Source organism: Halopseudomonas sp. (assembly GCF_036960865.1).
GTDB lineage: Bacteria > Pseudomonadota > Gammaproteobacteria > Pseudomonadales > Pseudomonadaceae > Halopseudomonas.
The window spans coordinates 72,517-96,882 of sequence record NZ_JBALWE010000002.1 but is presented as its reverse complement, the minus strand read 5'-3'; the positions used below and the strand labels follow the sequence as shown (position 1 = coordinate 96,882).

At 60.9% G+C, this 24,366-nt stretch carries 21 protein-coding genes; 11 read left to right on the top strand and 10 right to left on the bottom strand.

Translation table 11 applies throughout. The features are described 5' to 3' along the window. Positions 1 to 48: 48 nt before the first annotated feature. Positions 49 to 1,908 carry a choice-of-anchor I family protein gene (locus tag V7747_RS02850; protein ID WP_335614553.1) on the top strand — a complete coding sequence of 620 codons (1,860 nt, stop codon included), beginning with the start codon at positions 49 to 51 and terminating at the stop codon, positions 1,906 to 1,908. 43 nt (positions 1,909 to 1,951) lie between these two features. Here V7747_RS02850 and ggpS read toward each other — a convergent pair whose 3' ends face one another. Next, positions 1,952 to 4,219 carry a glucosylglycerol-phosphate synthase gene (gene ggpS, locus V7747_RS02845; protein WP_335614552.1) on the bottom strand — a complete coding sequence of 756 codons (2,268 nt, stop codon included), beginning with the start codon at positions 4,217 to 4,219 and terminating at the stop codon, positions 1,952 to 1,954. Between the two features lie 72 nt (positions 4,220 to 4,291). Next, a complete protein-coding gene (locus tag V7747_RS02840) occupies positions 4,292 to 5,638 on the bottom strand; it encodes an MFS transporter (RefSeq protein WP_335614551.1) in 1,347 nt (448 codons plus the stop codon). Between the two features lie 241 nt (positions 5,639 to 5,879). On the opposite strand from V7747_RS02840, the gene V7747_RS02835 reads away from it, so the two are divergent. The 3 genes from V7747_RS02835 to V7747_RS02825 are packed head-to-tail and all read left to right on the top strand — an operon-like array spanning position 5,880 to position 7,222. Further along, the gene (locus tag V7747_RS02835) at positions 5,880 to 6,173 is read left to right on the top strand and encodes a hypothetical protein (protein ID WP_335614550.1); all 294 of its coding nucleotides are present in this window, start codon (positions 5,880 to 5,882) and stop codon (positions 6,171 to 6,173) included. A gap of 20 nt (positions 6,174 to 6,193) precedes the next feature. Continuing rightward, positions 6,194 to 6,661 carry a flavodoxin family protein gene (locus V7747_RS02830; protein ID WP_335614549.1) on the top strand — a complete coding sequence of 156 codons (468 nt, stop codon included), beginning with the start codon at positions 6,194 to 6,196 and terminating at the stop codon, positions 6,659 to 6,661. A gap of 33 nt (positions 6,662 to 6,694) precedes the next feature. Continuing rightward, on the top strand, positions 6,695 to 7,222 hold the full coding sequence (locus V7747_RS02825) for a SprT family zinc-dependent metalloprotease (protein ID WP_335614883.1): 528 nt from the start codon (positions 6,695 to 6,697) through the stop codon (positions 7,220 to 7,222). Here the strand turns inward: V7747_RS02825 and V7747_RS02820 are convergent. Then, positions 7,219 to 8,040, bottom strand: coding sequence for a spermidine synthase (locus V7747_RS02820; RefSeq protein WP_335614548.1), 822 nt, complete (start codon positions 8,038 to 8,040; stop codon positions 7,219 to 7,221). The two genes, V7747_RS02825 and V7747_RS02820, sit on opposite strands and share 4 nt — an antisense overlap. 75 nt (positions 8,041 to 8,115) lie before the next feature. On the opposite strand from V7747_RS02820, the gene V7747_RS02815 reads away from it, so the two are divergent. The 3 genes from V7747_RS02815 (at position 8,116) to V7747_RS02805 (ending at position 12,348) form a co-directional block, all read left to right on the top strand. Beyond that, a complete protein-coding gene (locus V7747_RS02815; RefSeq protein WP_335614547.1) occupies positions 8,116 to 9,468 on the top strand; it encodes a class II 3-deoxy-7-phosphoheptulonate synthase in 1,353 nt (450 codons plus the stop codon). 143 nt (positions 9,469 to 9,611) lie between these two features. Next, positions 9,612 to 11,444: a monovalent cation:proton antiporter-2 (CPA2) family protein gene (locus tag V7747_RS02810; protein ID WP_335614546.1), complete on the top strand. Its 1,833-nt coding sequence runs from the start codon at positions 9,612 to 9,614 to the stop codon at positions 11,442 to 11,444. A 67-nt stretch (positions 11,445 to 11,511) separates the two neighbouring features. Next, positions 11,512 to 12,348 (top strand): CvfB family protein, encoded by an 837-nt coding sequence (locus V7747_RS02805; protein WP_335614545.1) that lies wholly within the window; start codon positions 11,512 to 11,514, stop codon positions 12,346 to 12,348. A 14-nt stretch (positions 12,349 to 12,362) separates the two neighbouring features. Here the strand turns inward: V7747_RS02805 and V7747_RS02800 are convergent, their stop codons facing one another. From V7747_RS02800 to V7747_RS02785, 4 genes are all read right to left on the bottom strand, one after another. Continuing rightward, positions 12,363 to 13,175 carry an AraC family transcriptional regulator gene (locus tag V7747_RS02800; RefSeq protein ID WP_335614544.1) on the bottom strand — a complete coding sequence of 271 codons (813 nt, stop codon included), beginning with the start codon at positions 13,173 to 13,175 and terminating at the stop codon, positions 12,363 to 12,365. Positions 13,176 to 13,188: 13 nt separating this feature from the next. Beyond that, the gene (locus V7747_RS02795; protein WP_335614543.1) at positions 13,189 to 13,788 is read right to left on the bottom strand and encodes a LysE family translocator; all 600 of its coding nucleotides are present in this window, start codon (positions 13,786 to 13,788) and stop codon (positions 13,189 to 13,191) included. Between the two features lie 272 nt (positions 13,789 to 14,060). Further along, the gene (locus V7747_RS02790) at positions 14,061 to 16,427 is read right to left on the bottom strand and encodes a DUF6351 family protein (protein ID WP_335614542.1); all 2,367 of its coding nucleotides are present in this window, start codon (positions 16,425 to 16,427) and stop codon (positions 14,061 to 14,063) included. A 128-nt stretch (positions 16,428 to 16,555) separates the two neighbouring features. After that, positions 16,556 to 17,983, bottom strand: coding sequence for an aminotransferase-like domain-containing protein (locus tag V7747_RS02785; protein WP_335614541.1), 1,428 nt, complete (start codon positions 17,981 to 17,983; stop codon positions 16,556 to 16,558). Between the two features lie 308 nt (positions 17,984 to 18,291). Between V7747_RS02785 and V7747_RS02780 the strand changes: the two genes are divergently transcribed. Beyond that, complete coding sequence (locus V7747_RS02780; RefSeq protein ID WP_335614540.1) at positions 18,292 to 18,969, top strand: SGNH/GDSL hydrolase family protein; 678 nt, start codon at positions 18,292 to 18,294, stop codon at positions 18,967 to 18,969. 105 nt (positions 18,970 to 19,074) lie between these two features. Here V7747_RS02780 and soxR read toward each other — a convergent pair whose 3' ends face one another. Then, positions 19,075 to 19,533, bottom strand: coding sequence for a redox-sensitive transcriptional activator SoxR (gene soxR, locus V7747_RS02775; RefSeq protein ID WP_335614539.1), 459 nt, complete (start codon positions 19,531 to 19,533; stop codon positions 19,075 to 19,077). Positions 19,534 to 19,628: 95 nt separating this feature from the next. Here soxR and V7747_RS02770 point away from each other — a divergent pair, with 95 nt between their 5' ends. From V7747_RS02770 to V7747_RS02760, 3 genes are all read left to right on the top strand, one after another. Beyond that, positions 19,629 to 20,078 carry a RidA family protein gene (locus V7747_RS02770; protein WP_335614538.1) on the top strand — a complete coding sequence of 150 codons (450 nt, stop codon included), beginning with the start codon at positions 19,629 to 19,631 and terminating at the stop codon, positions 20,076 to 20,078. Next, positions 20,075 to 21,295: an MFS transporter gene (locus V7747_RS02765; RefSeq protein ID WP_335614537.1), complete on the top strand. Its 1,221-nt coding sequence runs from the start codon at positions 20,075 to 20,077 to the stop codon at positions 21,293 to 21,295. The genes V7747_RS02770 and V7747_RS02765 overlap by 4 nt, the downstream gene beginning before the upstream one ends. A 176-nt stretch (positions 21,296 to 21,471) precedes the next feature. Further along, entirely contained in the window at positions 21,472 to 23,328 is a 1,857-nt protein-coding gene (locus V7747_RS02760; protein ID WP_335614536.1) for an ABC transporter ATP-binding protein, read from the top strand. Between the two features lie 86 nt (positions 23,329 to 23,414). Here the strand turns inward: V7747_RS02760 and uraH are convergent, their stop codons facing one another. Then, entirely contained in the window at positions 23,415 to 23,825 is a 411-nt protein-coding gene (gene uraH / locus V7747_RS02755; RefSeq protein WP_335614535.1) for a hydroxyisourate hydrolase, read from the bottom strand. A 9-nt stretch (positions 23,826 to 23,834) separates the two neighbouring features. Continuing rightward, positions 23,835 to 24,335: a GlcG/HbpS family heme-binding protein gene (locus V7747_RS02750; RefSeq protein ID WP_335614534.1), complete on the bottom strand. Its 501-nt coding sequence runs from the start codon at positions 24,333 to 24,335 to the stop codon at positions 23,835 to 23,837. Positions 24,336 to 24,366: the final 31 nt, after the last annotated feature.

The window sequence follows — 24,366 nt, the reverse complement described above, 5'->3', positions numbered from 1 at the left end:
TCTGCGTATCAATGTCACCTTCGCTCAACTCCGGAAAGGGAAAACAAGATGAACAAGTGGATCATTGCCGCCACCAGCGCAGCCATAATGGCGGCGGTAGTTGGTTGTAAAAGCAGCAGCAGTGACGACGACACAGCGGAAACACCCGAGGTTGTCACACCGCAATCCATCTCGCTCAGTTTTCTGGGCCGCTACAGCTCTGGCGTCTTCGGCAAAAGCGCTGCCGAGATTCCCGCCTATGACGCGCAGAATCAGCAAATCTTCATCGTCAACGCGCAAAAAGGCGCGGTGGACGTACTGGATGCCAGCGACATCGCCAACCCCTCACTGGTACAAACGCTGACCGTAGAGGGCATCGCCGAGGGTGCCGTGGTCAACAGCATAGCCTTCAAGGCCGGTTACTTGGCGGTAGCGGTAGAAGCTGCGAATAAAACCGACCTTGGCTACGTGGCACTCTTTGACGCCACCACCCTTGAGCTGCTGGGCTCCGAACAGGTGGGCGCCCTGCCCGACATGCTCACCTTTACGCCGGACGGCAAGTACCTGTTGGTGGCCAACGAAGGCGAGCCGAATAACGACTACAGCGTTGACCCTGAAGGCTCCATCAGCATCCTGAGCATCAATGGTGACGATCTGGTCGAAGTAAAAACGGCTGATTTCAGCGCGTTCAACAGCCAAAAAGCTGCCCTGCAGGACGCTGGCGTACGCATCTTTGGCCCCGGTGCCAGCGTGGCCCAGGACCTGGAACCCGAATACATCGCCGTGTCGGCTGACAGCACGACCGCCTGGGTTGCCCTGCAGGAAAACAATGCACTGGCCAAGGTCGATATCGCCACCGCCACCGTGACCGATATCCTGCCGCTGGGCTACAAGGATCATGGCCAGGAAGGCAATGGCATTGACGCCAGTGACAAGGACGACGCCATCAACATTAAAGCCTGGCCAGGTGTGCTCGGCATGTACCAGCCCGATGCCATTTATGCCTATGACGTTGACGGCAGCACTTACCTGATTACCGCCAATGAAGGGGACTCCCGCGCCTGGGGCGAAGATGACCAGGCTTACTGGGACGGCGATGCCAGCAAGGGCTTTGTTGAGGAGTTCCGTATGAAGAGCCTGACGGATAGCCGCGGCTTTGCTCGCCGCGTGGGCGATGATCTGGCTCCGCAACTGCATGCGCTGGCCGAGGGTGCGCTGATCAACCCAGCTTTATTCGGTTACTGCGGCGCCACCGCAACCGACCGTGGCGACTGCGGCGAAGACGAAAATCTCGGCCGCCTCACCGTGGCCTGGACCGACGGCTACCGCAAGGATACCGCCGGCAACCCGGTCATGTTTGATGCCACCGGCATCGAAAACCCGGCCGGTGATCGACTGATGTACGACAACCTGTACGCCTACGGTGCACGCTCATTCTCGATTCGCGACGAAGATGGCAACCTGGTGTGGGACTCCGCCGATCAGCTCGAGCAGCACTTTGCCAGCGCCGACTGCATGCTGGGCAGCAATCGGGATATACCCTGCGTGGATTACTTCAACGCCACCCACGACGAAGGCGATACTTTTGATAATCGCAGCGACAACAAAGGGCCAGAGCCTGAAGGCGTGACTGTCGGCAAGCTGGGCAACAAGACCTTCGCGTTTATCGGTCTGGAACGCATTGGCGGCGTGATGGCGTACGACATCACCGACCCGACTGCGCCCTTCTTCGTGGATTATCTGAACACTCGCGAGGATTGGACTACCGAAGATCCTGAGTCAGTGCTGGCGGATGCCGGTGATCTGGGCCCCGAAGGCCTGGTATTCATCAGCGCGCAAGACTCGCCCAACGGCGAAGCCTTGCTGGTGATCGGTAACGAAGTGAGCGGTACTACTGCGGTCTTTCAGATCAACCAAACTGTAGAGTAAGCATTGCAGCGGCTGACGCCGAGCGCCAGCCGCTGTATTTCACTCAGGCAACATCCTCGGCCAGGTGCTCCAGCGCCACTGCCCGCGCTTGCTTCACGCCCTGCAGAAATTCATCTCCCCAGCGCTTGATGTCGTTGTGCTGCACCACCCCAAAGAGTTCCTTGAGCCGCGCTTCACGTTCTGCCTTGCCCAGCGTCAAGCCGATATAGAGGGTATCGCGCAGATCGTGCGGATCATGTGGATTGGTCAGCAGAGCGCCATGCAGCTCCGCCGCCGCGCCAGCAAATTCCGACAGCACCAGCACCCCATTGCCGCCGCACAAGCCCTGGGTTGCGACATATTCCTTGGCCACTAGATTGAGGCCATCGCGCAGCGGTGTGATCCACATAACGTCGGCCATCAGGTAGTAGGCGATCAGTTCGTTGAACGGCACCGCCCGGTAAAAGAACTGTACCGGCGTCCAGCCGACGCGCGAGAACTGACCATTGATACGACCTACGGCTTGTTCTATCTGGCTGAGCAGCTCGTCATAAATCGTCATTTCACGCGCCGCCGGCACGCAAATGGTGATCAGCGTAACCTTGCCGATCAGCTCGGGATGCGCCTCCAGCAAAGCCTCGAACGCCAACAGCTTGGCGTGGGTACCCTTGGTGTAGTCCAGACGTTCAACCGAGAGCACCACGCGCACGCCTTTGAGTTGCTCACGCAGTTCGACAATTTGCTGCTGGCAGTCGTCGGTCTCGATCACTTTCTTGACCCGTCCCACATCTAGCCCAACCGGATGCGCGCCCAGACCAATTGGTCTGCCATGCACCGAGATCATGGTCGTCATACGATCCAGCCCCACGGCGCAACCATAGGTCAGGTAGCGCGGCGCACAACCCTTCTCTTCCAGTACCTCGACCGGTGCCACACCGCGTACCACGTCGACGAAATTCTCCGCCTGACGCGGGATATGGAAGCCGACGTAATCACACTGCAGCAGGCTGCCGATGATCTCGCGGCGCCAGGGCAGCACGTTGAATACATCCGCTGACGGGAAGTAGGTATGGTGGAAAAAGGCGATGTTCAGATCCGGACGCAAGGGGCGTAAGAACGCCGGCACCATCCACAAATTGTAATCGTGCAGCCACACTACTGCGCCTTCAGCCGCCTCGGCCGCAGTGCGCTCGGCAAACAGGCGGTTTACCTTGAGAAACACCGCCCAGTCCTCCTCCCGAAACACCGCCCGTTCCCAGAAAGTGTGCAAGGTGGGCCAGAAGGCCTCTTTGGAGAAGCGTTTGTAGAACACATCCACATCGTTCTTGCTTAAGGCCACGCGCGCAGCGACCAGATTGGGATAGTTCTCCGCATCTACCTTGGTGTGCACTTCAAAGGCCTCGCGCTGGCGCGGGTCGTGAATCGACCAAGCCACCCAGGAACCCTGCTGCTCACCGCCGAAAAAACTCAGCAGCGTGGGCAGAATGCCGTTGGGCGACGACGGGGGCCGGCGGACCAGCTTGCCGTCTTCGATCACCTCTTCGTAGGGCAGACGATGGTAAACCATCACCAGATCAGCCTTACCCTTGATCTGCAGGTCGCGTAGTTCGGAGTCGACGCCCAAGGGGCCAAGAAAACCGAAGTGCGAGATGGCCTCCAGAATGCCGCCGCAGCCACTCAAACGCGCATGCAAAACCTTGGCACGATCACCGGTGGCCTCCAGCAGGGCAGGTTCCGACTCACCCACACAGACACCCATAAAGCCCTGCTCATACATCGACAGATCATTCAGCGTGTCACCGGCCACCAGCACCTCCTCCATGGAGGCGCCCATGTGCTCGACCAGACGACGCAGGGTCGAGCCTTTGTTGACGCCACGTGGCAGGCAATCGAGATACATGCCGGCGGAAAACAGCAGATCGCAACCCAGCCCCTCCATCGCCGCGCGTACCTTATCGGTCACAGCACCCGGCTCGCAGAAATAGGAGCAGCGGCGCTGCTGCGGCACATCCTGACGCTCAAGCCCGGGGAACACCGAGAGTCGCTGCGCCACCACCTGTTCGCCCGGCCAGTCGGCCTCAATCTCGCTCTGCACCGGATAGACCGGCTGCAGGGTCTCACCATCCACTACGGTCGCGCCCACATCACAGATGATGTAATCCGGCCGGGGAATCGCCGGATCAGACAGCAAGGGCACCACCACCTCAAGCCCGCGTCCGGTCACGAAGACCAGGGTGATGCCCGGGTGGGCGTTGATCAGCTGATACAGCCGTTGACGGTTATCGGGATCACCTCCCAGAAAGGTTCCGTCCAGATCGGTTGCCAACATCATAGTCTTGCTCTCCCTGTTACTACTGAATTCGGTTCTGCGGAGCACCTGAATGCGTGCACTGCAGGGGCTGGTTCATGGCCGCACTGGCGACGTCTGTTCATCTGTCTGCTGGCTCGGCTCAGCCGGCGCCTGTGCCGCCGGCCAGGTATCGTCCGGGGCGTCGTTGCCAGTGTCGCGCGATGCCTCGACGTCCTCATGAGTGGCGTCTTCCAGCATCATCTCCAAGACAGCGTTCGAGGTGCGCACCATGGGTATGTAATGCGCAGCTTCATCAACGATCCGGTCGCGACCCTGACGCAGCTGCCACAGGGCATAGACAGCACACAGCGCAAACATCAGGGTAAAGAACAGCGGCAAGGCCACCGGCGCAGTCAGGCTCATCAGCACACCGGCCAGCGCCGGTCCGATGGCCGCACCCAGCCCGTGCAGCATCAACAACGCCGCATTACCGGACAAAATATCTTCCTGGTGTAAATGATCTATAAGGTGCGCCACCACTGCTGGGTAGACGGCAAATGAGCCCGCTCCAAATATCGCAGCAGCAACCAGCAACCACTGGCCGAACGGGCCGAGCAAGGCCATCAGCAAACCACCAACGGCAGCCAGACCGCAGATCAGCACCAGCGCCTTGCGCCGGTCGATCTGGTCAGACAGTCGGCCCATTGGCCACTGCGCCAGAGCGCCCGCAACGATCACCAGCGATACGAAACCAGCGATCTGTACGGTATCCATGCCCATGCGCCCGGCATACACCGCGCCCAGCCCCCAGAAGCCGCCCATGCCCAGACCTGACAGCACGGCGCCCGCACAGGCCACCGGCGCTGCCTGCCACAAGCGCTTGAGCGAGAGTGCCGGCGTGTCGGTGATGATCGGTTGCGCCAGCCGCGTAGCCGAGACCGGCATCACCGCCACCACGATCAGGATCGCGGCAATCGCAAACAGGGTGAAGGCCATGGGGCTGTCCCAGCGCAGCAACTGCTGTGCCAGTGCCAGCGAGCCGAGGTTCACCGCCATATAACAGGCAAAGATCTGGCCGCGTCGCTCGGGCGGCGCAGTGGTATTCAACCAGCTCTCAATGACAGTGTAGATTCCCACCAGCGCTACGCCGGTTATCACCCGTAGCAACAGCCACATGCCCGGTTCGATCCAGAGTACGTGGATGAGTACGCAGGCCGCTTCGGCAGCCGCCAGAAAGGTAAACGCGCGGACATGGCCCATGCGCCGGATCAAACGCGGGCACAGCCAGGTTCCGAGAATGAAACCGGCAAAATACGCCGACCCGAGCAGACCCAGGGTCTGATCAGCAAAGCCTTCGGCACTACCGCGCAGCGCCAGCAGGGTATTCAGTAGGCCGGTGCCCAGCAACAGCAGGGCGATACCGGTAAGCAGTGCCCCGATGGGCACCAGTAGTCTAATCATGGAGCTGAAATCTCCCCTTGGTGGACGTGGTCGATTTCAGACAGCGCGGGTGTCAATGTGTGCGTTTATGCATCTGTAATTTATATTCAGCTGTAAACACCCTACCGCAGCAGCGCGTCGCTGACCAGCCTGTATTTTCTTCAGCACCGGTTCAACCCCCGGCTCTGAAGACTTATATTACGAACAACTAAAGCGCTACACTGCCGCGACATACCCTTTACACAACGAACCGGTTTACGCCATGTCCAGCCTGAAAGATCTTGCCCGCAAAGTCTGCGCTCCGCTGCTCAATCCGCTGGAAAACAGCGATGCCCCCTATCATTACACACCCAAGAGTCGCGGCATTCTGGTGGTAATGAGTGTGCTGTTTCTGGGCCTGGCAATTGGCCTTGCGGTATTTCTACCCTCAGGTATCGAGCGCACCTTTCTGATTCCGGTCAGCGTATTCGGCTTGATCGGGTTGTTTGGCCTGTTGGTAGCCTGGCTGGGTTCGGAACGCGCCATCGCCCGCCTGTGGAATAGCAAGCAGGGCTGAGCATTCAGACGGGAGCCCGCATGAGCAACAAAATACTTTTAATTGTCGCGCACGCGCCTTCGGACAACACGCGCGCCCTGCGCGATGCCGTCCTGCGCGGCGCCAGCCATACCGACATCGAGGCGGTGGAGGTGCGCTGCAAGCCGCCGCTGGAGGCTGGCCCGGAAGACGTGCTCGCCGCCGACGCCATCATCCTTGGCACTACCGAGAACCTGGGCTACATGAGCGGCGCGCTGAAAGACTTCTTTGATCGTAGCTACTACCCCGTGCTGGAACTCAAACAGGGCCTGCCCTGCGCGCTCTACATCCGCGCCGGCATGGACGGCACCGGCACTCGCCGCGCAGTCGAATCCATTGTCACCGGCCTGCGCTGGAACTGGGTGCAGCCACCGCTGACGTTCAAGGGGGAGTGGCATGAGGGCTTTTTAGAGCAAGCCGAGGAACTGGGGCTGTATATGGCCGCCGGGCTGGATAGCAGCGTATTCTGAGCGCTCACCCTTTCGGGCGACCGCGCGAGGCTTCTGGCACGCACTTTACAGCGTTATACTCCGATCATGGATCGCATACTCGCCCGCCTTGAAGGCTGCTACCAGCTTGCCGAGCAGCACTTCAACCGCCATTTCCCCCGCCCGGATATCGAACTGGACCTGCGCGGACAACGGGCTGGCGTGGCTTATCTGAACCAGAATCTGCTGCGCTTCAACGGCCAGATGTACCGCGACAACACCGACGACTTTCTGCTGCAAACGGTGCCCCACGAAGTTGCGCACCTGATTGCCCACCAGGTATTCGGCTCACGTATCCGCCCACACGGCCCGCAATGGCAAGCCATCATGACCGAGCTGTTCCGCCTGCCGGCCAACCGTTGCCACAATTACGCGGTATCCAAGCGCAGCGGCACTCGCTACCTTTATCGCTGCGCCTGCCCTGATCACATGCCTTTTACACCACAACGCCACGCCTGGGTCAGAAAAGGCCGCCAGTATCAATGCCGCCGCTGTGGCGATCTGCTGCATTTCACCGGGCGGCAGCAGGCCGCTACCGCCTAACTGCCCCCTGTCTCAGGCACTTCCCCTGCCCGGCGCAGCATCTCTATATAGGGTCGCAGTGAGTATCCCAGCTGCGGCTCCAGCTGATCAGCCCACTGCCGCATGCCTTCGCGGTCCAGCGGCAGCTCCCCGGATTGCGGAATGAACAGGATGATATTGCCCTCCTCTACCTCAACCTGCAGATAGTTCGAGCCGAACAGGCGCCGTAATCGGCTCGCAGCATAGGGCTGGCCGCTTTGCCCAAGCTGCCACTGGTTCACCACCAGCAGGCCGCCCGGGCGCAGCGCCGCCTGGCAGGCAACAAAAAAATCCGCTTGCAACTGCAGGCGGGCAATACCGCCTTCCATATAGAGATCGAGAAACAGCAGATCGCAGCTGTTGGGCTGCGTGGCGATATAGGACTCGGCGCTGTCGACGACTACCTCTAGCCGCACATCCTCGCTCAGGCCAAACCAGCGCCGCGACAGCTCCACCACCCGAGCGCGCAACTCCACTGCCGTCATGTGCTGCGGCTGCAGGTGCTGCAACACCGCATTGACCAGGGTGCCGCCGCCCAGCCCCATCGCCAGCGCGCGCGGCGCCCTGCCTTGCCAGTAACCGGCCAGCAGCATGGCGCGGGTGTAGTCATATTCGAGCCACGCCGGATCGCTCACCAACGCGCAGCTCTGCTCGGTTTCCGCGCCAAAGTACAGGTAGCGCAGCTCGCCCTGCTGGGTCACGCGCAGGCTGCCGAAATCATCCTCACAACGCTCAAGTTCTTGCTCGGCGGCGCTGCCTTGCCGCAGCAGGTAGTGATATAGCTGACTTATCCAGCCCATAGGCTGTTTACCCCCTGTCACACGCGCTACCATCTGGCGGCACACCTACATTGAACCCACTCAAGCGAACAACCCATGACCGCACTCTGGACACCCGACAGCTGGCGCAGCAAACCCATACTGCAACAACCTACCTATCCCGATCCGCAGGCATTGCTGGCGGTGGAGAACAGTCTGGCCAGCCATCCACCGCTGGTGTTTGCCGGCGAGGCACGCGAGTTGCGCCGCCAGTTTGCCGAGGTCACTGCCGGCCGCGCGTTCCTGCTGCAGGGTGGCGATTGTGCAGAAAGCTTCGCCGAGTTTTCTGCGCCCAAAATTCGCGACACCTTCAAGGTCATGTTGCAAATGGCTGTGGTCATGACTTTTGCCGCCGGCTGCCCGGTCGTCAAGGTCGGCCGCATGGCCGGCCAGTTTGCCAAGCCTAGGTCGGCGGACGATGAAACTCTGGGCGGCGTGACTTTACCCGCTTACCGCGGCGACATCATCAACAATATAGCCTTCGAGGCTGCCGGCCGTGCACCCGACCCGCAACGGCTGCTCAGCGCGTACCACCAGGCCACTGCCACGCTCAACCTGCTGCGCGCCTTTGCCCAGGGCGGGTTTGCCAGCCTGGATCAGGTACACCAGTGGAATCTCGACTTTATTGCCAACTCGGCTATGGCTGACCGCTTCCAGCAACTGGCTGACCGCATTGATGAAAGCCTGGCGTTCATGCGCGCCTGCGGCTTCGACAAAGAGCACAGCCCGCAGTTGCGCGAGACCGCCTTTTTCACCGCCCACGAAGCCCTGCTGCTGAACTACGAGCAGGCGTTCACCCGCCGCGACAGCCTGACCGGCGACTGGTACGACTGCTCGGCACACATGCTATGGATTGGCGACCGAACTCGTCAGTTGGACGGCGCCCACGTCGAATTCATGCGCGGCATTGGTAACCCCATCGGCATCAAGGCCGGCCCCAGTACCGACCCCGATGATCTGCTACGACTGATCGACCGCCTCAACCCCGACAACCGCGACGATCGCCTGAACGTCATCGTGCGCATGGGCGCCGACAAGGTAGAGCAGCATATGCCGGCGCTGGTGCGCGCAGTGCAGCGCGAAGGCAAGCAGGTGCTATGGAGTTCCGATCCCATGCACGGCAACACCATGAAGGCATCCAGCGGCTACAAGACCCGCGATTTCGCGCGTATTCTCGCTGAGGTGGAACAATTCTTTGCCGTGCACCAGGCAGAGGGCACCTGGGCCGGGGGCATTCACATCGAGATGACGGGCCAGAATGTCACCGAGTGTATCGGCGGCGCCACACCGGTCACCGAAGACGGCCTGTCGGATCGTTATCACACCCATTGTGATCCAAGGCTGAACGCTGACCAGTCGCTGGAGCTGGCATTTTTGATCGCCGAAACCTTGAAAAAAGTGCGCCGCTAAGCCCCACGGAGGGTGCTGCAGATACGCTGAAAAATCCGCCCGGCACAGTGCCGGGCGGCGTATCATCCTGGTAGCACTACTCACCTGTTTAGGGTCGCCAGCGCTCACTACGCCGGGCGGCCAACCCTGCCCTGGACTGCCTCATGCACGAACAAAGCAGCTTTCTTCTTCTGGCCGTAGTCTTTTTGCTGGCCGCCGTGGCGGCTGTGCCGCTGGCCAAGCGCTTGCGCCTGGGCGCGGTCATCGGCTACCTGCTGGCCGGCGTGGTGATTGGCCCCTCGACGCTCAACCTGATTGCGCACCCCGAGGATATCCGTCATATCTCCGAACTGGGCGTGGTGCTGTTGCTGTTCATCATCGGCCTCGAACTCTCGCCGCGGCGGCTGTGGTTGATGCGCAAGGCGGTCTTCGGGGTGGGCGCAGCGCAGGTACTGGTATGCGCCAGCCTGATCGGCACACTGGCGTACATTGGGCTGGATCAGCCGGTGAACACCGCGGTGGTGCTAGGCCTGGGTCTGGCACTATCTTCGACCGCCTTCGGCTTGCAGATACTCGCCGAGCGCAAGGAACTGAACAGCGCCCACGGCCGCTTGGCCTTTGCCATCTTGCTGTTTCAGGACATTGCCGCCATCCCCTTGATTGCCCTGATCCCCCTGCTGGGTGCCGGCGCCAGCGATCCCAGCAGCGACAGCAACCTGGTACAGCTGATCAAGATTGTTGGCAGTATCGCGCTGATTGTCGTCGGCGGCCGCTATCTGCTGCGGCCGGTGTTCCGTATCGTCGCCAGGACCGGCTTGCAGGAAGTGTCCACCGCGACCGCGCTGCTAGTGGTAATAGGTACCGCCTGGCTGATGCAGAGTGTCGGCGTTTCCATGGCGCTGGGTGCCTTTCTCGCCGGTCTGCTGCTGGCAGATTCGGAGTACCGCCACGAGCTGGAATCCCAGATAGAGCCTTTCAAAGGGCTCTTGCTGGGCCTGTTCTTTATCAGCGTGGGCATGACCGCCGATCTCGGCTTGTTGCTCAGCAGCCCTGGTGCCGTCCTGCTGCTGACCGCCATGATCATCGGCTGCAAACTGCCGCTGATCTATCTGGTTGGCCGCGCCGCGGGCGGCCTCGACAAGCTCAGCGCCCTGCGCCTGGGTGTGGTCTTGGCGGCCGGCGGCGAGTTTGCCTTTGTGGTTTTTCAGATGGCGCGGGATCAGCAGCTGTTCGACCCGCGCATGCACAGCATGCTGGTGCTGGCGATCACCCTGTCGATGGCGGTGACGCCATTGATCATTCTGCTGCTCTCGAAACTGATCAAGCCCAAGCCTGTCACGGTCGAGGTGCCTGAGGAGCTTAAGCAGATCGACGCCGAGACACCCCGCGTGGTGATCTCCGGCATGGGCCGCATGGGCCAGGTGATAGCACGGGTGTTGCGTGCCCAGCGCGTACCCTACATCGCGCTGGAAACCTCGGTAGACAGTATCGAGCTATCGCGCAGCCTGAGCCGCGACATGCCGATCTTTTATGGCGACTCACTGCGCCCGGAGATCCTGCGTGCCGCCCAGGTGGATCAGGCCGAGTTTTTCATCATCACCACCGACGATCCAGACACCAACCTGAGAACCGCCGAACTGGTACGCCGCCTCTACCCACATGTGACCATCATTGCCCGGGCGCGCAATCGCCAGCATGTGCACCGGCTGATCGACCTCGGTGCGCTGGCCGTGCGCGAAACCTTTCACTCAAGCCTGGAGATGAGCAAGCAGGTGCTGACCGGCCTCGGCCTCAGCGAAGCCCAGGCAGACTCTCGCCTCACCCGCTTCCGGGAGCACGACGAACAGGTGCTGGCCGCGCAACACAAGGTATATGACGATGCCGCTGCGGTAATGCAGACCGCGCGCGAGGCACGCGCTGATCTGGAGAGGCTGTTTGACTCGGACCAGATCGAGGCACGCGGTATCGATGAGGCGCTACAGCGCCCTGCAGACTGACCCGCTGCGCGCCAGTGATGGCGCCGGCCTGCTACAATGCCCGCTCACTGTCTTCAGGAATCAAAGCATGGCCGATATTGGGCGTTTCAACCGACTGCAGGTCCTCAAACACACCGGTTTCGGTCTGTATCTCAATGGCGGTAACGACGGTGACATCCTGCTGCCCAAGCGCTACATCCCCAAGGATGAACCCAGTGAAGTTGGCGATTGGCTGGATGTGTTCATCTACTTCGACAGCGAAGACAAGATCATCGCCACCACCGAGCAGCCCAAGGCGCAGGTGGGCGACTTTGTCAGCCTGAAAGTCATCGCCAAGAACAACGTCGGGGTCTTCCTCGACTGGGGGCTGCCCAAGGACGTGCTACTCCCCTTCTCTGAGCAGAAACGCCCGCTGGAAGTCGGTGACTACGCCGTGGTGCATCTGTACCTCGACAAGCACACCAGCCGGGTAATCGCCACCAGCCGTCTGGACCGCTATCTCGACAAGACGCCAGCGCGCTACAAGGCCGGCGACCCGGTTGATCTGCTGATCGTGGAGCGTACCGACCTGGGCCACAAGGCCATCATCAACGGCCTGCACTGGGGGCTGGTGCACAAGAACGAAGCCTTCAAATTCCTGCGCGGCGGTCAGCGCGAAAAGGGCTACATCCGTGAGATGCGCGCCGACGGCAAGATCAGTCTCAGTCTGCAACCGGTGGGCGCCGCAGCTGCCGATCAGCTACAGGATCAGATACTGCAGAAACTGCTGGATAACGACGGGCAGCTGGCTCTCAGTGACAAGAGCACTCCCGAGGCCATCAGCCGGGCCTTTGGCGTCAGCAAGGGCAACTTCAAGAAAGCCATTGGTGGCCTGCTGAAACAGGGCAAGATCAGCATTCACAACGATCATATCGAGCTGCTTTAAGCTATCAGCCGGCTTCAGGCCGCCCGATAAAACGCCCGGTATTGGCCGGGCGTCAGCGCCGTACGCAGCTTGAAATGGCGCTGGAAATGCGCCTGATCGGCAAACCCCAGATCGAGCGCCAGGCCATTCAGGCTGCACTCTCCGCGCTGCAACTGCGCGCGCGCCCGCTTGATCCGTGCATCCAGCTGGCAGGCATGTGGCGCCTGGCCGAACTCACGCTTGAAACTGCGTATAAGTTGATAGCGATTCAGCCCCGCCACCTGCGCCAGCGTCTCCAGCTGCAGGTTGGCATCCAGCTGATCCATGATCAGATCCCGCGCCTGCAACACTCCCGGATGCCGCACCGGCTCGGCAGGTGGCTGGTGACTGAACAGCGGCTGCACTATCTCGACCAGCGCCGTTTCCGCTGCCAGCGTGGCATCTACCGCTAGCAAGCTGAAAAACAACTGATCAAATCGCGCGCGAACGCCGGGCTGTTCGCTGGTGACAGTAGGGAAGCACTGATAATCCAGGTGACCGCCGCACATCTCGCGCTGCAACTCGCCCAGCCAGTGCGCGTTGACAAATAGCATGCGGTAAGACCAAAGCCCCGCCGCCGGATTGCACGAGTGCACCTCACCGGGATTGACCGTGACCACACTGCCGACACCAATGCTTAGCGCCTGGCCCCGATTGCGGTACAGCGTATGACCCTGATCAATCACGCCGAAAGAAAATTCATCGTGAGTATGCTGCTGATAGCAGGCGCTGGATCGGTCGGCCTGACGCAGCTCGACCAAGGGCAAAGCCGGGCTGCGTTGCAGGAATTGGGATGGGTTCTCGCGCATACCTACCTCTTGATCAATGCAGCAGAATCAATGCCACGCTGCCCACCAGCAGCAGCGCCATACACCGATTGAAACAGCGCATGGCCGCGCCCCCCGGCAAGTGCAGCCCCATCAGATGCCCCGCCAAGGCCCAGCTCCCCACGCCCAGCAGACACATCAGCAGCGACAGAATACAGAACAACAGCAGCGCCTGCTCGTCGGCCGCACTGCCGCTGACGAACAGGCCTATGCCCGCGGTGGAAAACAGCCAGGCCTTGGGGTTGAGCCACTGGGCCAGGGCGCCGGCCCAGAAACCCGGCACCTGAGCCGCCGCGTGGTTGCCAAGTAACTCGACCCGTGCGGTAGCCAGCCGCCACGCCAGGTACAGCAGGTAGATTGCGCCCAACCAGCTCAACATCTCCAGCACCAAAGGTTGCCCCTGCAGGCCACCCAGCAGACCTACCCCCACCAGCAACACCATCAGGGCATAACCCAGCGAGGCGCCCAGCACATAGCGACAAGCCCGCAGCAAACCCGCCTGCGCACCAGCGGCAACAGCGACAACGCACACCGGGCCCGGGGCAATGGACCCCACCAGAGAAAAGGCCAACATCGAAGCTATCAGGGTCAACATGCACATTCTCCACCGTGCGCGTTTCAGCGCCGAGGTCGGCATGCTGGCCTGTATCTCTTCACCTGTATTGAACGAAATTGCAGCTGTGTCTTGGAGGGGGCGGCACGTAGGGCTGGGAAGATGGAGCTCTGCCGCGACCATCAGCGCCAATGCAGCATCGCTGGCCGGGATGGAACCCGGCCCTCCCAGCAACGCAGCGCGTCACAGCGGGAAGACCGAGTACTCTTTCAGTTCAGGATAGGCGCAGGGTACGCCTATCCGGTTAGGCTACGTCAGTCGGCAGGTCTACCCTGATCCGGTTTACTGTAATCGCATACACCCTCAGGGAAGATGGCATTCAGCTCAGCCAACTCCTCAGAGGACGGCACCCAGCTGCCATAGGTACCGTCACTCACGGCGGTACTCACCGGCTTGAGCGCACACTTGAAGACGCTGCCCTCAATAGGGCCACCAGCGACCATCCGCGAGGTGGTGTACGTCGGGAAGGCGTCCGTACAGGCACCGGCTGGCTGGTCATCAATGATGCCGTTCCAGACATTGTCACCCTCAGCAATCAGGCTACCGTCTGTATTGAAGCAACTGTCCACCGCGCCATCGGGCCGATTTTCGCCAATACTCAGTTCCGGATTCTCGCGGATATTGGCCAGCCATTCATCCAGCACTTCCAATGCCTGCCAGGTCTGATCAAAGTCTTTCCGGGCGCGCGGCCGCGCCGGATCGCTGGTATCGGTCGGGCGCGTATCGGTAAACCAGATGACCTGATTGTCGGCGTTGCCCATCTTGTTCAGCACACGCTGACGTGCAGAGAAGGACTGATGACTGTTGTGCATATCCAGCACTTCTTCCAGATAATGCCGCCAGTCGATTACCGGGATATTCAGCTGCCCGTCAAACACGATGCCCTGCTCGTAGGCCGCGTTGATCGCCAGCAGGTCACCCTCGGTACGGGGCGCTGGCGCGATACCATCCGGGCTCAGATTCATATTGCGACGGCTCCAGGGATCGAAGTTCTCCGGAGTGTTGGGCGGCAGGAAGGGCGCGCCCTCCTGGACCATTTCACTAGGCTGCTTCCAGCCCCCGATCAATCGATTCAGCTTGAGAAACTCGCTGGTGGTGATGTCACCACGGCGCAGCGACCGCAGCCCATACTGCACGCCAACGTTGTCGAACAGGGTGCGTGGCTGGCCGTCGTCATCCACACCGTAGACATTGCGCAGGTCATCAAAATGCGTCCACTGCACGGTGTTCATGATGCCCGGCGGGTACATTTTTTCCTGATTGGTGACCTGGCCATAATGCGGGTTCATGGTCAGCGGGGTCAGACCGCGCCATGCCGGGATGCACTCGCTCATCCCCGGCGCACTGGAGTAACCCAGTGCGATCTTGGTGTCATACAGCGGGTCGGCGTAGGCGTCGGTGGCATTCATGCCGACTAGCAGGCTGCGATTGGCTGTGGTTTGCCAGCGGGTATTGCTGCGGTCGGTGGCATCCATGTAGTGCTCCAACAACTCACAATCGCCTACGTGAATGGTCTGGGTGACCATATCCGGATAGGAATATTGCGGCACGCCGGCGTCAATCAGACCAGGGTGGTTCTGCGAGTAAACGTATTGCTGGATGGCGCCACCCGAGCCGCCAATGGCGACCGTGTAATCGGGCACGCCAAAGCGCTTGACGAAGTGCTCCTTGACCATCAATGCGGTTTCACCCCCAACCTGCAAATTGTAGTGGGTGTTGGCTCGGGTACCGGTGGAGTAGATAACCGCGTACCCCTTCCCGAGCACTTCCGGCGTCAGCGCCGCGCCACTCAGCTTGCCCTGGGTGTGGCCAATGGCAACGCCGCCTTCGAAGTGATAGAGCAGCCGGCCATTCCAGTTGGCGGTGCTGTTGGCGTCTGTGGCGTCGCCGCGCGTGGCCAGCGTTGCGAAGCTGTAGATAAAGCGGTTCAGGGTGCCCACCTCGCGGCGGACGACAAAATCCACCACGCGCCCATCGGTCAGGGTCGTGGTGGCCATGTCGGCCGGTCGGCTGCCATCAGCGGGTAGCGGGGCATAATTATTGCCGGTAGTGCGATAGAGAAAATCGACACGCGGCTCGATGGTGCAGTCGCGGCTGTAACCGACAACACTCTCGCCCTCATAAACGGGATAGCCCTCCTCCTGACTGTCCACCAACGGCTGGATGCCCAGTTCAGTATCCACGGTACACACGAAGGGGTACTGCTGAGGGCCAGAGAAGACCGGGCCGGTCTCGGGGTAACTGGTGAGCGTCATGCTGTAGAGCTCACCGTGTTGACTGTGGTGCAACTCCAGCTGGTTATCACCGGGCTCCAGCCCGTCCAGCAGAACTTCCAACCGACCATTGCGCTGCAGCATGCGCGCGGGCTCTATCTCGGTGTTATTCAACCAGATTTCGAGGTTATCCAACTCCGCGTTGATCAGCTCGATATCGCCCTCCACGGTCAGCAATACATCGCTGCCGGTAACTTGGTCAGGCGCACTGGAGAGCACGCCGAGCCGCAGATCAGGCCGGTTCGAGCTATCCGAATCCGATCCGCCTCCATCGCTCAGGCAACCGCCGAGCGCCAGGGTCATCAAGCTGATTGCAAAGGCAGGTGCCAGTCTTGTTCGAATATCCATCACAGATCCCTCTTATCCAATGGGCTTCTTATTGTGGTAATCACTTCTGATTACTGCGCCGCGTCATCCTAGGCAGCGGCGTTCTGGCAAAACAGGCACAGATGGCTGTTTTACACTGGCACAGATTTTCAGCTGCTCTGGATCAGGCCTGCCAACTCACCCAGGCGGCGCAGCTTGGCCTCGATCTCTGGGGTCAGCGGGCTGCCGGCGTTAAGTCTGAGAAAGTCGTAATGGTTTGCGCCCGCCGAGAAAACGCTACCGGGAAACACATGAATCCCGCCCTCAAGCGCACACTCAAACAGCTTCCGTGCATCCCGCTTATCCGGCAGGCGCACCCACAATACGCAGCCACCCTGAGGCTCGTGCACCTGGGTTCCGGGCGGAAAACTCTGCCGTACAATCTCGATCATCGCCCGCACTTGAGCTTGTAGCCGGCCTCGCAGTTGCTGCAGGTGCTGGGCATAGGCGCCGCTTTCCATCAACCGCCCCACCAGCAGTTGCGGTGCAGCGGCGGTGGTAATGCTGCTGATCTGTTTCAACTCGCGCAGTCGTCCATGGAAGCGACCCGCTGCCACCCAGCCCAAACGCAGTCCCGGCATCAGTGACTTGGAGAAGGAGCTGCAATAAATAACCATACCTTCTGCATCAAAGGCCTTGGCCGGCAGGCTGTCGCCGCTGTATACGGTATCGCCCCAGATATCGTTTTCGATCAGGGGCACCTGATAGCGCGTGGCAAGCTCTACCAACTTGCGCTTGCGTTCAGCCGACAGGCAGAACCCCAAGGGATTCTGCGCATTGCAGGACACCAGGCAAGCCTTGACCTGCCCGCGCTTGAACGCCTGCTCAAGTGAGTACAGACAAAGCCCATCGCGATAATGTGTGGGAATTTCCAGCGCGCGCCGCTGCAGCACTTCGAGCGCCAGCAGCGAGCCGTAATAGGTCGGCGTTTCAACCGCCACCACATCGCCACGCCGGGTCACGGTGCGCAGGGCCAGCTCGATGGCCTCCATGCAACCATTGGTGACCAGAATGTCATGCTCGGCAAGCGGCACCTCATGAATGAGGCTGCGGTGCGATAGCTGGCGGGCAAAGCGATCTACCCCATTGGGGTGTGAATAGTCCCAGACTACCTGCGGCTGTCGCCGCGTCAGCTCGCGGTACAGACGCATGATGCGCGCCACCGGCATCAGTTCTGCCGCAGGCAGAGCGATACCCAGATGCAAGGTACCCGCACTGGTGTGCGGCTCCATGTAACGCAGAATGTCTTCGCTGAGGGAAACATCGACCGGCAGCAGCGGAAAGTGGGCCACCGTCTGCCCGGTTAGCTTCGTCGGCAAGGCATCACAGACAAACGCCCCCGAACGTTCACGTATCTCCACGTAGCCGTCCAGCTCCAGCTTGCGTAACGACTGAATTACCGTGTTGATGCTGACGCCAAACAGCTTGCTCAGTGCGCGTACCGATGGCAGGCGTTCGCCCGGCCTGTAGCTACCATTGCGAATGTGGGAGCTCAGTTGCTCACTGATGTTTTCGTAGAGAAACAGATCCTGCGCCATAGCTTTCTGCCTCGACGCCCCGGGAGCGCCCTGCCTTCTTGTTTTTGTTTGATCAGCCTGGAGTCTAACCGCAGTTCGCGCCATGCGCTAAATGAGTGCATCAACAGAGGCTGAACCGGCCGCCCAACGCCGCGCCATAACGAGCGCCACCGCACGCCAACTCGCCTGTTTGGGTGCTTGTAACAAATTTTCACAAAACTACTATTGGCGAGCCAATAGGCAGTTATGTCTCATCGCGCGCCGCAAGCGACCCTGCGGCAGCGCTCCACAAGGCATAGGCACCCCACAACAAACACAAGGAAAATGCCATGTTTGCACTCAACAAACTCGTCAAGAACGGCCTGGCGGCCGTTGCCCTCGCCACCCTGTTCAGCGGCGCAGCCCAGGCCACCAATCCAGGCTCCAGCAGCCCGGATACCATGATCCTCGGCGATTCCATCTTCGCCCTGTCCGGTGACATTCATGAATACCTGGAGGCCGACCTGGACGAGAATATCGGTACCTACGCCCGCTCAGGCTGTCAGCTCAGTGGCGGCAACGTACTTTGCTCGCGCCTCTACTCGGTGGAGCGTCAGTATGCTCGCGCCAGCAAAACCGGCATCAAGACCGTGATCTTCAACGGCGGCGGCAACGACATTCAGCTGAACAGCTGCCGTCCGTCTCTAACCCGCTGCATGCCGCTGCTGAATGAACTGGAAGACAAGATTGCCGCCCTGGTGGCCGACATGCGCGATGACGGCATCGAAGAGATCATCTTCCTGGGCTACTACAACGCCACCGGCGGTGCTGAAGAGCTGCGTGAGATCAACAACTACAGCATGAACTACAAGGCCGCCGCCTATCCCGGCATGAACGTGAAATTTGTCGACGTACGCGCCGCCTTTGCCGGCAAGGAAGCGCAATACATCACCAGCGACGGGATTCACCCCACCGCCGCCGGTTCTCGTGTGCTGGCTGACCTGCTGCTGCAGGCGCTGGATCAGTAACAACGCCGGGCCACGGGAGCAACTCGCGTGGCCCGATCGTCAGCGCAATCCCCCTTTCGATCATTGCCAGCGCACACCAACTTCGGCCACCTGCCGCAAAGCGGTTCATTCCCGAAAGTGCGGCCCCGGGCCCACCTCTGCCAACTCGTCATCCGCATTGCGTAGCGGGCAGGCCTTGAGTGACAGACACCCACAACCAATGCAGCCATCCAGTTGATCACGCAACTGCGTTAACGCGCGGATACGCTCGTCCAGCGAGTGTTGCCAGTGCTTCGACAGGCGCCGCCAGTCGCGTAAACCGGGCGTGCGCTCAGCCGGCAGGGCCTGCAGCGCCTCGGCTATCTCGTTGAGTGAGACCCCCACCCGCTGCGCCACCTTGATGACCGCCAACCGACGCAATACCGAACGCGGATAACGACGCTGATTTCCTGCCGTGCGAAAAGCGCGAATCAAACCCTTGGTCTCGTAGAAGTGCAACGTTGAAACCGCCAGACCACTGCGCACTGCGGCTTCACCCACCCCTATGCTAGAAGCTTCACCTGACTTTTCAGCCGTTTCTGTCATTGCCAACGCACCTCGAAAAAATAGTCTTGACCTCAAGTTAAGTTGAGATTTTAGAGTGCGCCCTGCTGTTCCACAACATTCAGGACCACACGGCCATGACCCAAACGCTCAACGTCGCCCTGCCTACTGCGATCAACCCGCCGGCACTGTACGACCCCACTCCCAACAGCTATTCACATCTGGTAATCGCTCCGCCCAACGTGCGCTGGTTGTTTGTTGCCGGTCAGGGCGGTGAAGATGAGCACGGCAGTCTGGCGCCCGATTTTGCGGCCCAATTGCAACGCTGCCTGCAAAACCTGCGTATTGCCCTCGCGGCGGGTGACGCCACCCTGCAACAAGTCACCAAACTGACCGTACTGGTAGTCGATCACGACGAGACCCGCCTCAGCCTGATCAGCGCCGCGCTGCGCGCAGCCTGGGCGGGCAGCCCCGCGCCAGCCTGCACCTTGATTCCCGTGCCGCGGCTGGCACTGGACGGCATGCTGATCGAAATAGATGCCACAGCCTGCATCGGCGCCGGCCAGCCCACCGGAGGCGCAGCATGAGCTCAGCCGAGAGACTGACCGAGACGGCCGGGATGAAAACCTACCTGTCTACCGCTACCTTGCTGCTCATGGCGACCGCCACCGGTCTGTGCGCAGGCGCCAACTATTTCAATCAGCCATTGCTGCATTCCATCGCCCAGTCACTGTCGATCAGCGAAGGTCTGGCTGCCACCACCGTGACACTGTCGCAGGTTGCCTATGCGCTGGGCCTGCTGTTGCTGGTGCCGTTGGGCGACAAGTTTGAACAGCGTGGCCTGGTCGTTGGCTTGATGCTACTCGCCACCTTGGGCTTGCTGGTCAGCGGTTATGCGCAGAACTTCAGCATGTTGGTGGTCGGCACACTGGTTACCGGCCTGTTCTCGGTCGCCGCACAGATTCTGGTACCCATGGCGGCCAATCTGTCCGACCCTGCCCGCAGCGGCCGCGCGGTGGGTTTGGTCATGAGCGGCTTACTGGCGGGTATTTTGCTGGCACGCGCCGTTGCCGGCCTGCTCTCGGAGGTAGCCGGCTGGACCAGCGTCTACCGCATCACCGCGGTGCTCATGCTGCTGCTCGCCGCCCTGCTCTGGGCCCTGCTGCCTCGCTCACGCACCCAAGCCCCGGCAAGCTACGCGGCAACACTGCGCTCGCTGGCCAGCCTGACTGTCGCCCATCCAAGGCTGCGCAGCCGTGCCCTGCTCGGCGGCCTGGTATTCGGCTCGGTCAGTGTGCTGTTTTCCAGTATGGCGCTGCTGCTGTCCGGCCCCGCCTACGGCTTGAGCGACAGCCAGATCGGTCTGGTCGGCCTGCTGGGGGTCAGTGGCGTAATTACCGCCAGCCTGGTCGGCCACCTTGCCGACCGTGGCCGCGGCCAGCAGGTTAGCGCTATCGCGCTCGCCTTGCTCCTGCTTGGCTGGCTGGGACTTTATCTGGGTACCGGCAACCTCTGGTGGTTTCTACTCCCCCTGCTGTTGCTGGATATCGCGCTGCCGGCGGTGCATATCAGCAACCAGAGCGTCATCTACCAATTGGCGCCGCATGCCAAGGCGCGCGTCAATGCGGTCTACATGACCGGCTATTTCATTGGCGCAGCCAGCGGGTCTGCACTGGGTGCTCTGGCCTGGAGTCTGGGCGGCTGGAGCGCCACCTGCGCCACCGGGTTGGCACTGGGCGCCTTGGCCATTATCGCGCTGGGGTATGACCAACGTTTACTGCAGCGCGAGAAGCAAAATGCCTAAGGCCTTTGCCCGGCGTGGCCGGGCGCAAACCCACATTGGCCGACCAAACCGCCCCCGCTGCCGACGATAGTCGGCGCGGGCTCCCTGTGCAGCGCCGTGCTCCAAACTTTCCTTGAGGAGGGCAGATGCCGGCCTCATAATGCACGGCCTGCTCCTCTTTGCCACAGGCCCTTCGCATGTTTCGCTGGTTTGAAAATCGCCTGAACCCCTTCCCTGCCGAAGAACCCACAGAGCCGCCGCGCACGCTGCTGGCGTTCTGTCTGCACTACACCAAGGGCGCCTGGCCCTACCTGATTCTGGCATCGATTCTGATGGCCGGCATTGCCATTACCGAGGTCTGGCTGTTCGGCTTTCTGGGCAGCATTGTCGACTGGCTGAGCGAGCAGAACCGCGAGACCTTTCTGCAAACCGAGCGCTGGAAGCTGGCGGGCATGGCCTTTGTGGTGTTGATTGCCCTGCCGCTGCTGATCTTCAGCAACTCGTTGCTCACGCACCAGACGCTGATGGGCAATTACCCGATGCGTATTCGCTGGATGGTGCACCGCTACCTGCTCAAGCAGTCGATGGCCTTCTATCAGGATGAGTTTGCCGGGCGCATCGCTACCAAGCTGATGCAGACGGCCCTGGCAGTGCGTGAATGCGTAATCAAGCTGATTGATGTGCTCAACTACATCATTGTCTACTTCCTCGGCACCCTGCTATTGGTTGGCCTGGCAGACTGGCGCCTGACCCTGCCGATGCTCGGCTGGCTGGCTGGCTACATTCTGCTGATGCGCTACTTCATTCCGATCCTCGGCGAGGTGGCCAAGGTGCAGGCCGACGCGCGCTCACTGATGACCGGGCGCATCGTCGACAGCTATACCAACATCCAGACCGTCAAACTCTTCTCCCACGCCAAGCGTGAGTCAACCTACGCTCGCGAGGGGATGGACGAGTTCATGGTCACGGTGCACCGCCAGATGCGCCTGGTCACTCAGCTTTACAGCCTGCTCTATCTGCTCAATGCCCTGTTGCTGCTGGGCGTGACTGGCCTGGCCATCTGGCTTTGGGTACAAGGCGCGGTGACAGTGGGCGCCGTGGCGGTCGCGGCCGGCCTGGTGTTGCGCCTGTGGGGCATGTCGCAGTGGATCATGTGGGAGCTGTCGGCCCTGTTCGAAAACATCGGCACCGTACAGGACGGCATCAACTCCATCTCACGTCCGCAACTGGTCAACGATGTACCTGATGCCAAGCCGTTGCAGGTCAGCCGGGGCGAGATCCGCTTCGAGCAGGTGCACTTTCACTACGGCAAGGGCCACGGGGTAATGGCCGACCTCAACCTGTGCATCAAACCCGGTGAGAAGATCGGTCTGGTCGGGCGCTCCGGGGCCGGCAAATCAACCCTGGTCAATCTGCTGTTACGTTTCTACGACGTGGAGTCTGGCCGCGTGACCATCGATGGCCAGAACATTGCCGAGGTGCAGCAAGACAGCCTGCGCGCGCACATCGGCATGGTCACCCAGGATACCTCGCTGCTGCACCGCTCGGTGCGCGACAACATCCTCTACGGTCGGCCCGACGCCGATGAGCAATTGTTGCTCAACGCCGCCCGCGGCGCCGAGGCCGACGCGTTTATTCCGGAACTGGAGGACGCCAAGGGCCGGCGTGGCTTCGATGCCCATGTGGGTGAGCGTGGGGTCAAGCTTTCGGGTGGTCAGCGCCAACGTATCGCCATCGCACGGGTGATGCTCAAGGATGCGCCCATCCTGATTCTGGACGAGGCTACCTCGGCGCTCGACTCGGAAGTGGAAGCCGCCATTCAGGAGAACCTGAACAAGCTGATGCAAGGCAAGACCGTCATTGCAATTGCCCACCGGCTGTCGACCATCGCCGAGATGGACCGGCTGATCGTGATGGATCAGGGCCGTATCATCGAAGATGGTAGTCATGCCGAGCTGGTCGCCCGCGGTGGCCTCTATGCCAAGCTGTGGGCCCGACAGTCCGGCGGCTTTCTGGCCGAGGAGCTGGATGAGGAGATGGAAGGCCAGCTCTGAACTGCCCCGCACCGAGCAACAAAGCCCGCAAAAGCGGGCTTTGTTGTTTCTGGCTCTCGGGTGCTTACCTGAGCCCTTGCGCAGGCTCAGTTGCCACGGTAGGTCGAATAACCGTAGGGGCTCAACAGCAGCGGTATATGGTAGTGCTCCACGCCTCCATCGACGTTGAAGATCACCGGTACTTCGGGAAAGAAGGTTTGCGTCTTGTGCGTGGCAAACCAGTCGCCGGTCTTGAAGGTGACCTTATAAGTGCCGCTCTCCAGCGCCCGCCCCGGTGGAAAGAGCGCTGTAATACGGCCCTGCTCGTTGGTGACGGACTCATTCAGGGCGTGCCAACCATCGCCCTTGAGCTGTTCCAGGGTCACGCGCACATCCGGCGACGGCAGACCGTCTTGCAGATTCAGCACATGCACACTGAGTGGATTACCTGCAGCCAGCGCGCTGCCGGCCATGCAGCTGAGGAGTAGCGCGAAGGTCCAGCGATAAACAGATGCCATTTTGACTCCTTACTTGGTGGGTTGAAGTACCTGATCAATCGCGCTTTGGGCGCAACTTTCATCAATACTGGAGCCGCCGGCTCCGGCCACCCCCAGCGCGCCGACCACCTGCCCGTCGACTACAATCGGCAGGCCGCCACCGAGCAGCAGCAGCTCGTCCAGGGTATTGAGATTCGCTGAGCTGGCATCGCCCTGCGCACGCTTGGCGAGCTCGCTGGTGGCCGTCTTGGTGGAGAGGGCCGTGAATGCCTTGCGTTGCGCCGCCAGGGTGTTGTGCGGGCCCACATTGTCGTCACGCTGCAGCGCCACTAACTGACCTGAGCGATCGACCACCGCCACTACCGCGCTGCGGTCCTGCGCATGGCAAGCGCTCAGCGTGGCTTGCGTCAATTGGTTACCCAGCGCCAGGGTCAAATCCTGGCGCGCAACCACACCCTCAGTGCCAGCCTGCACAGCACCTGCCGCCAGGCTGCCAAGGAGCAAAGTGAAAAGTGACAATCGATGCCGCATGGAAGTCTCCTGCGTTGTTTGAAAAGGGGAT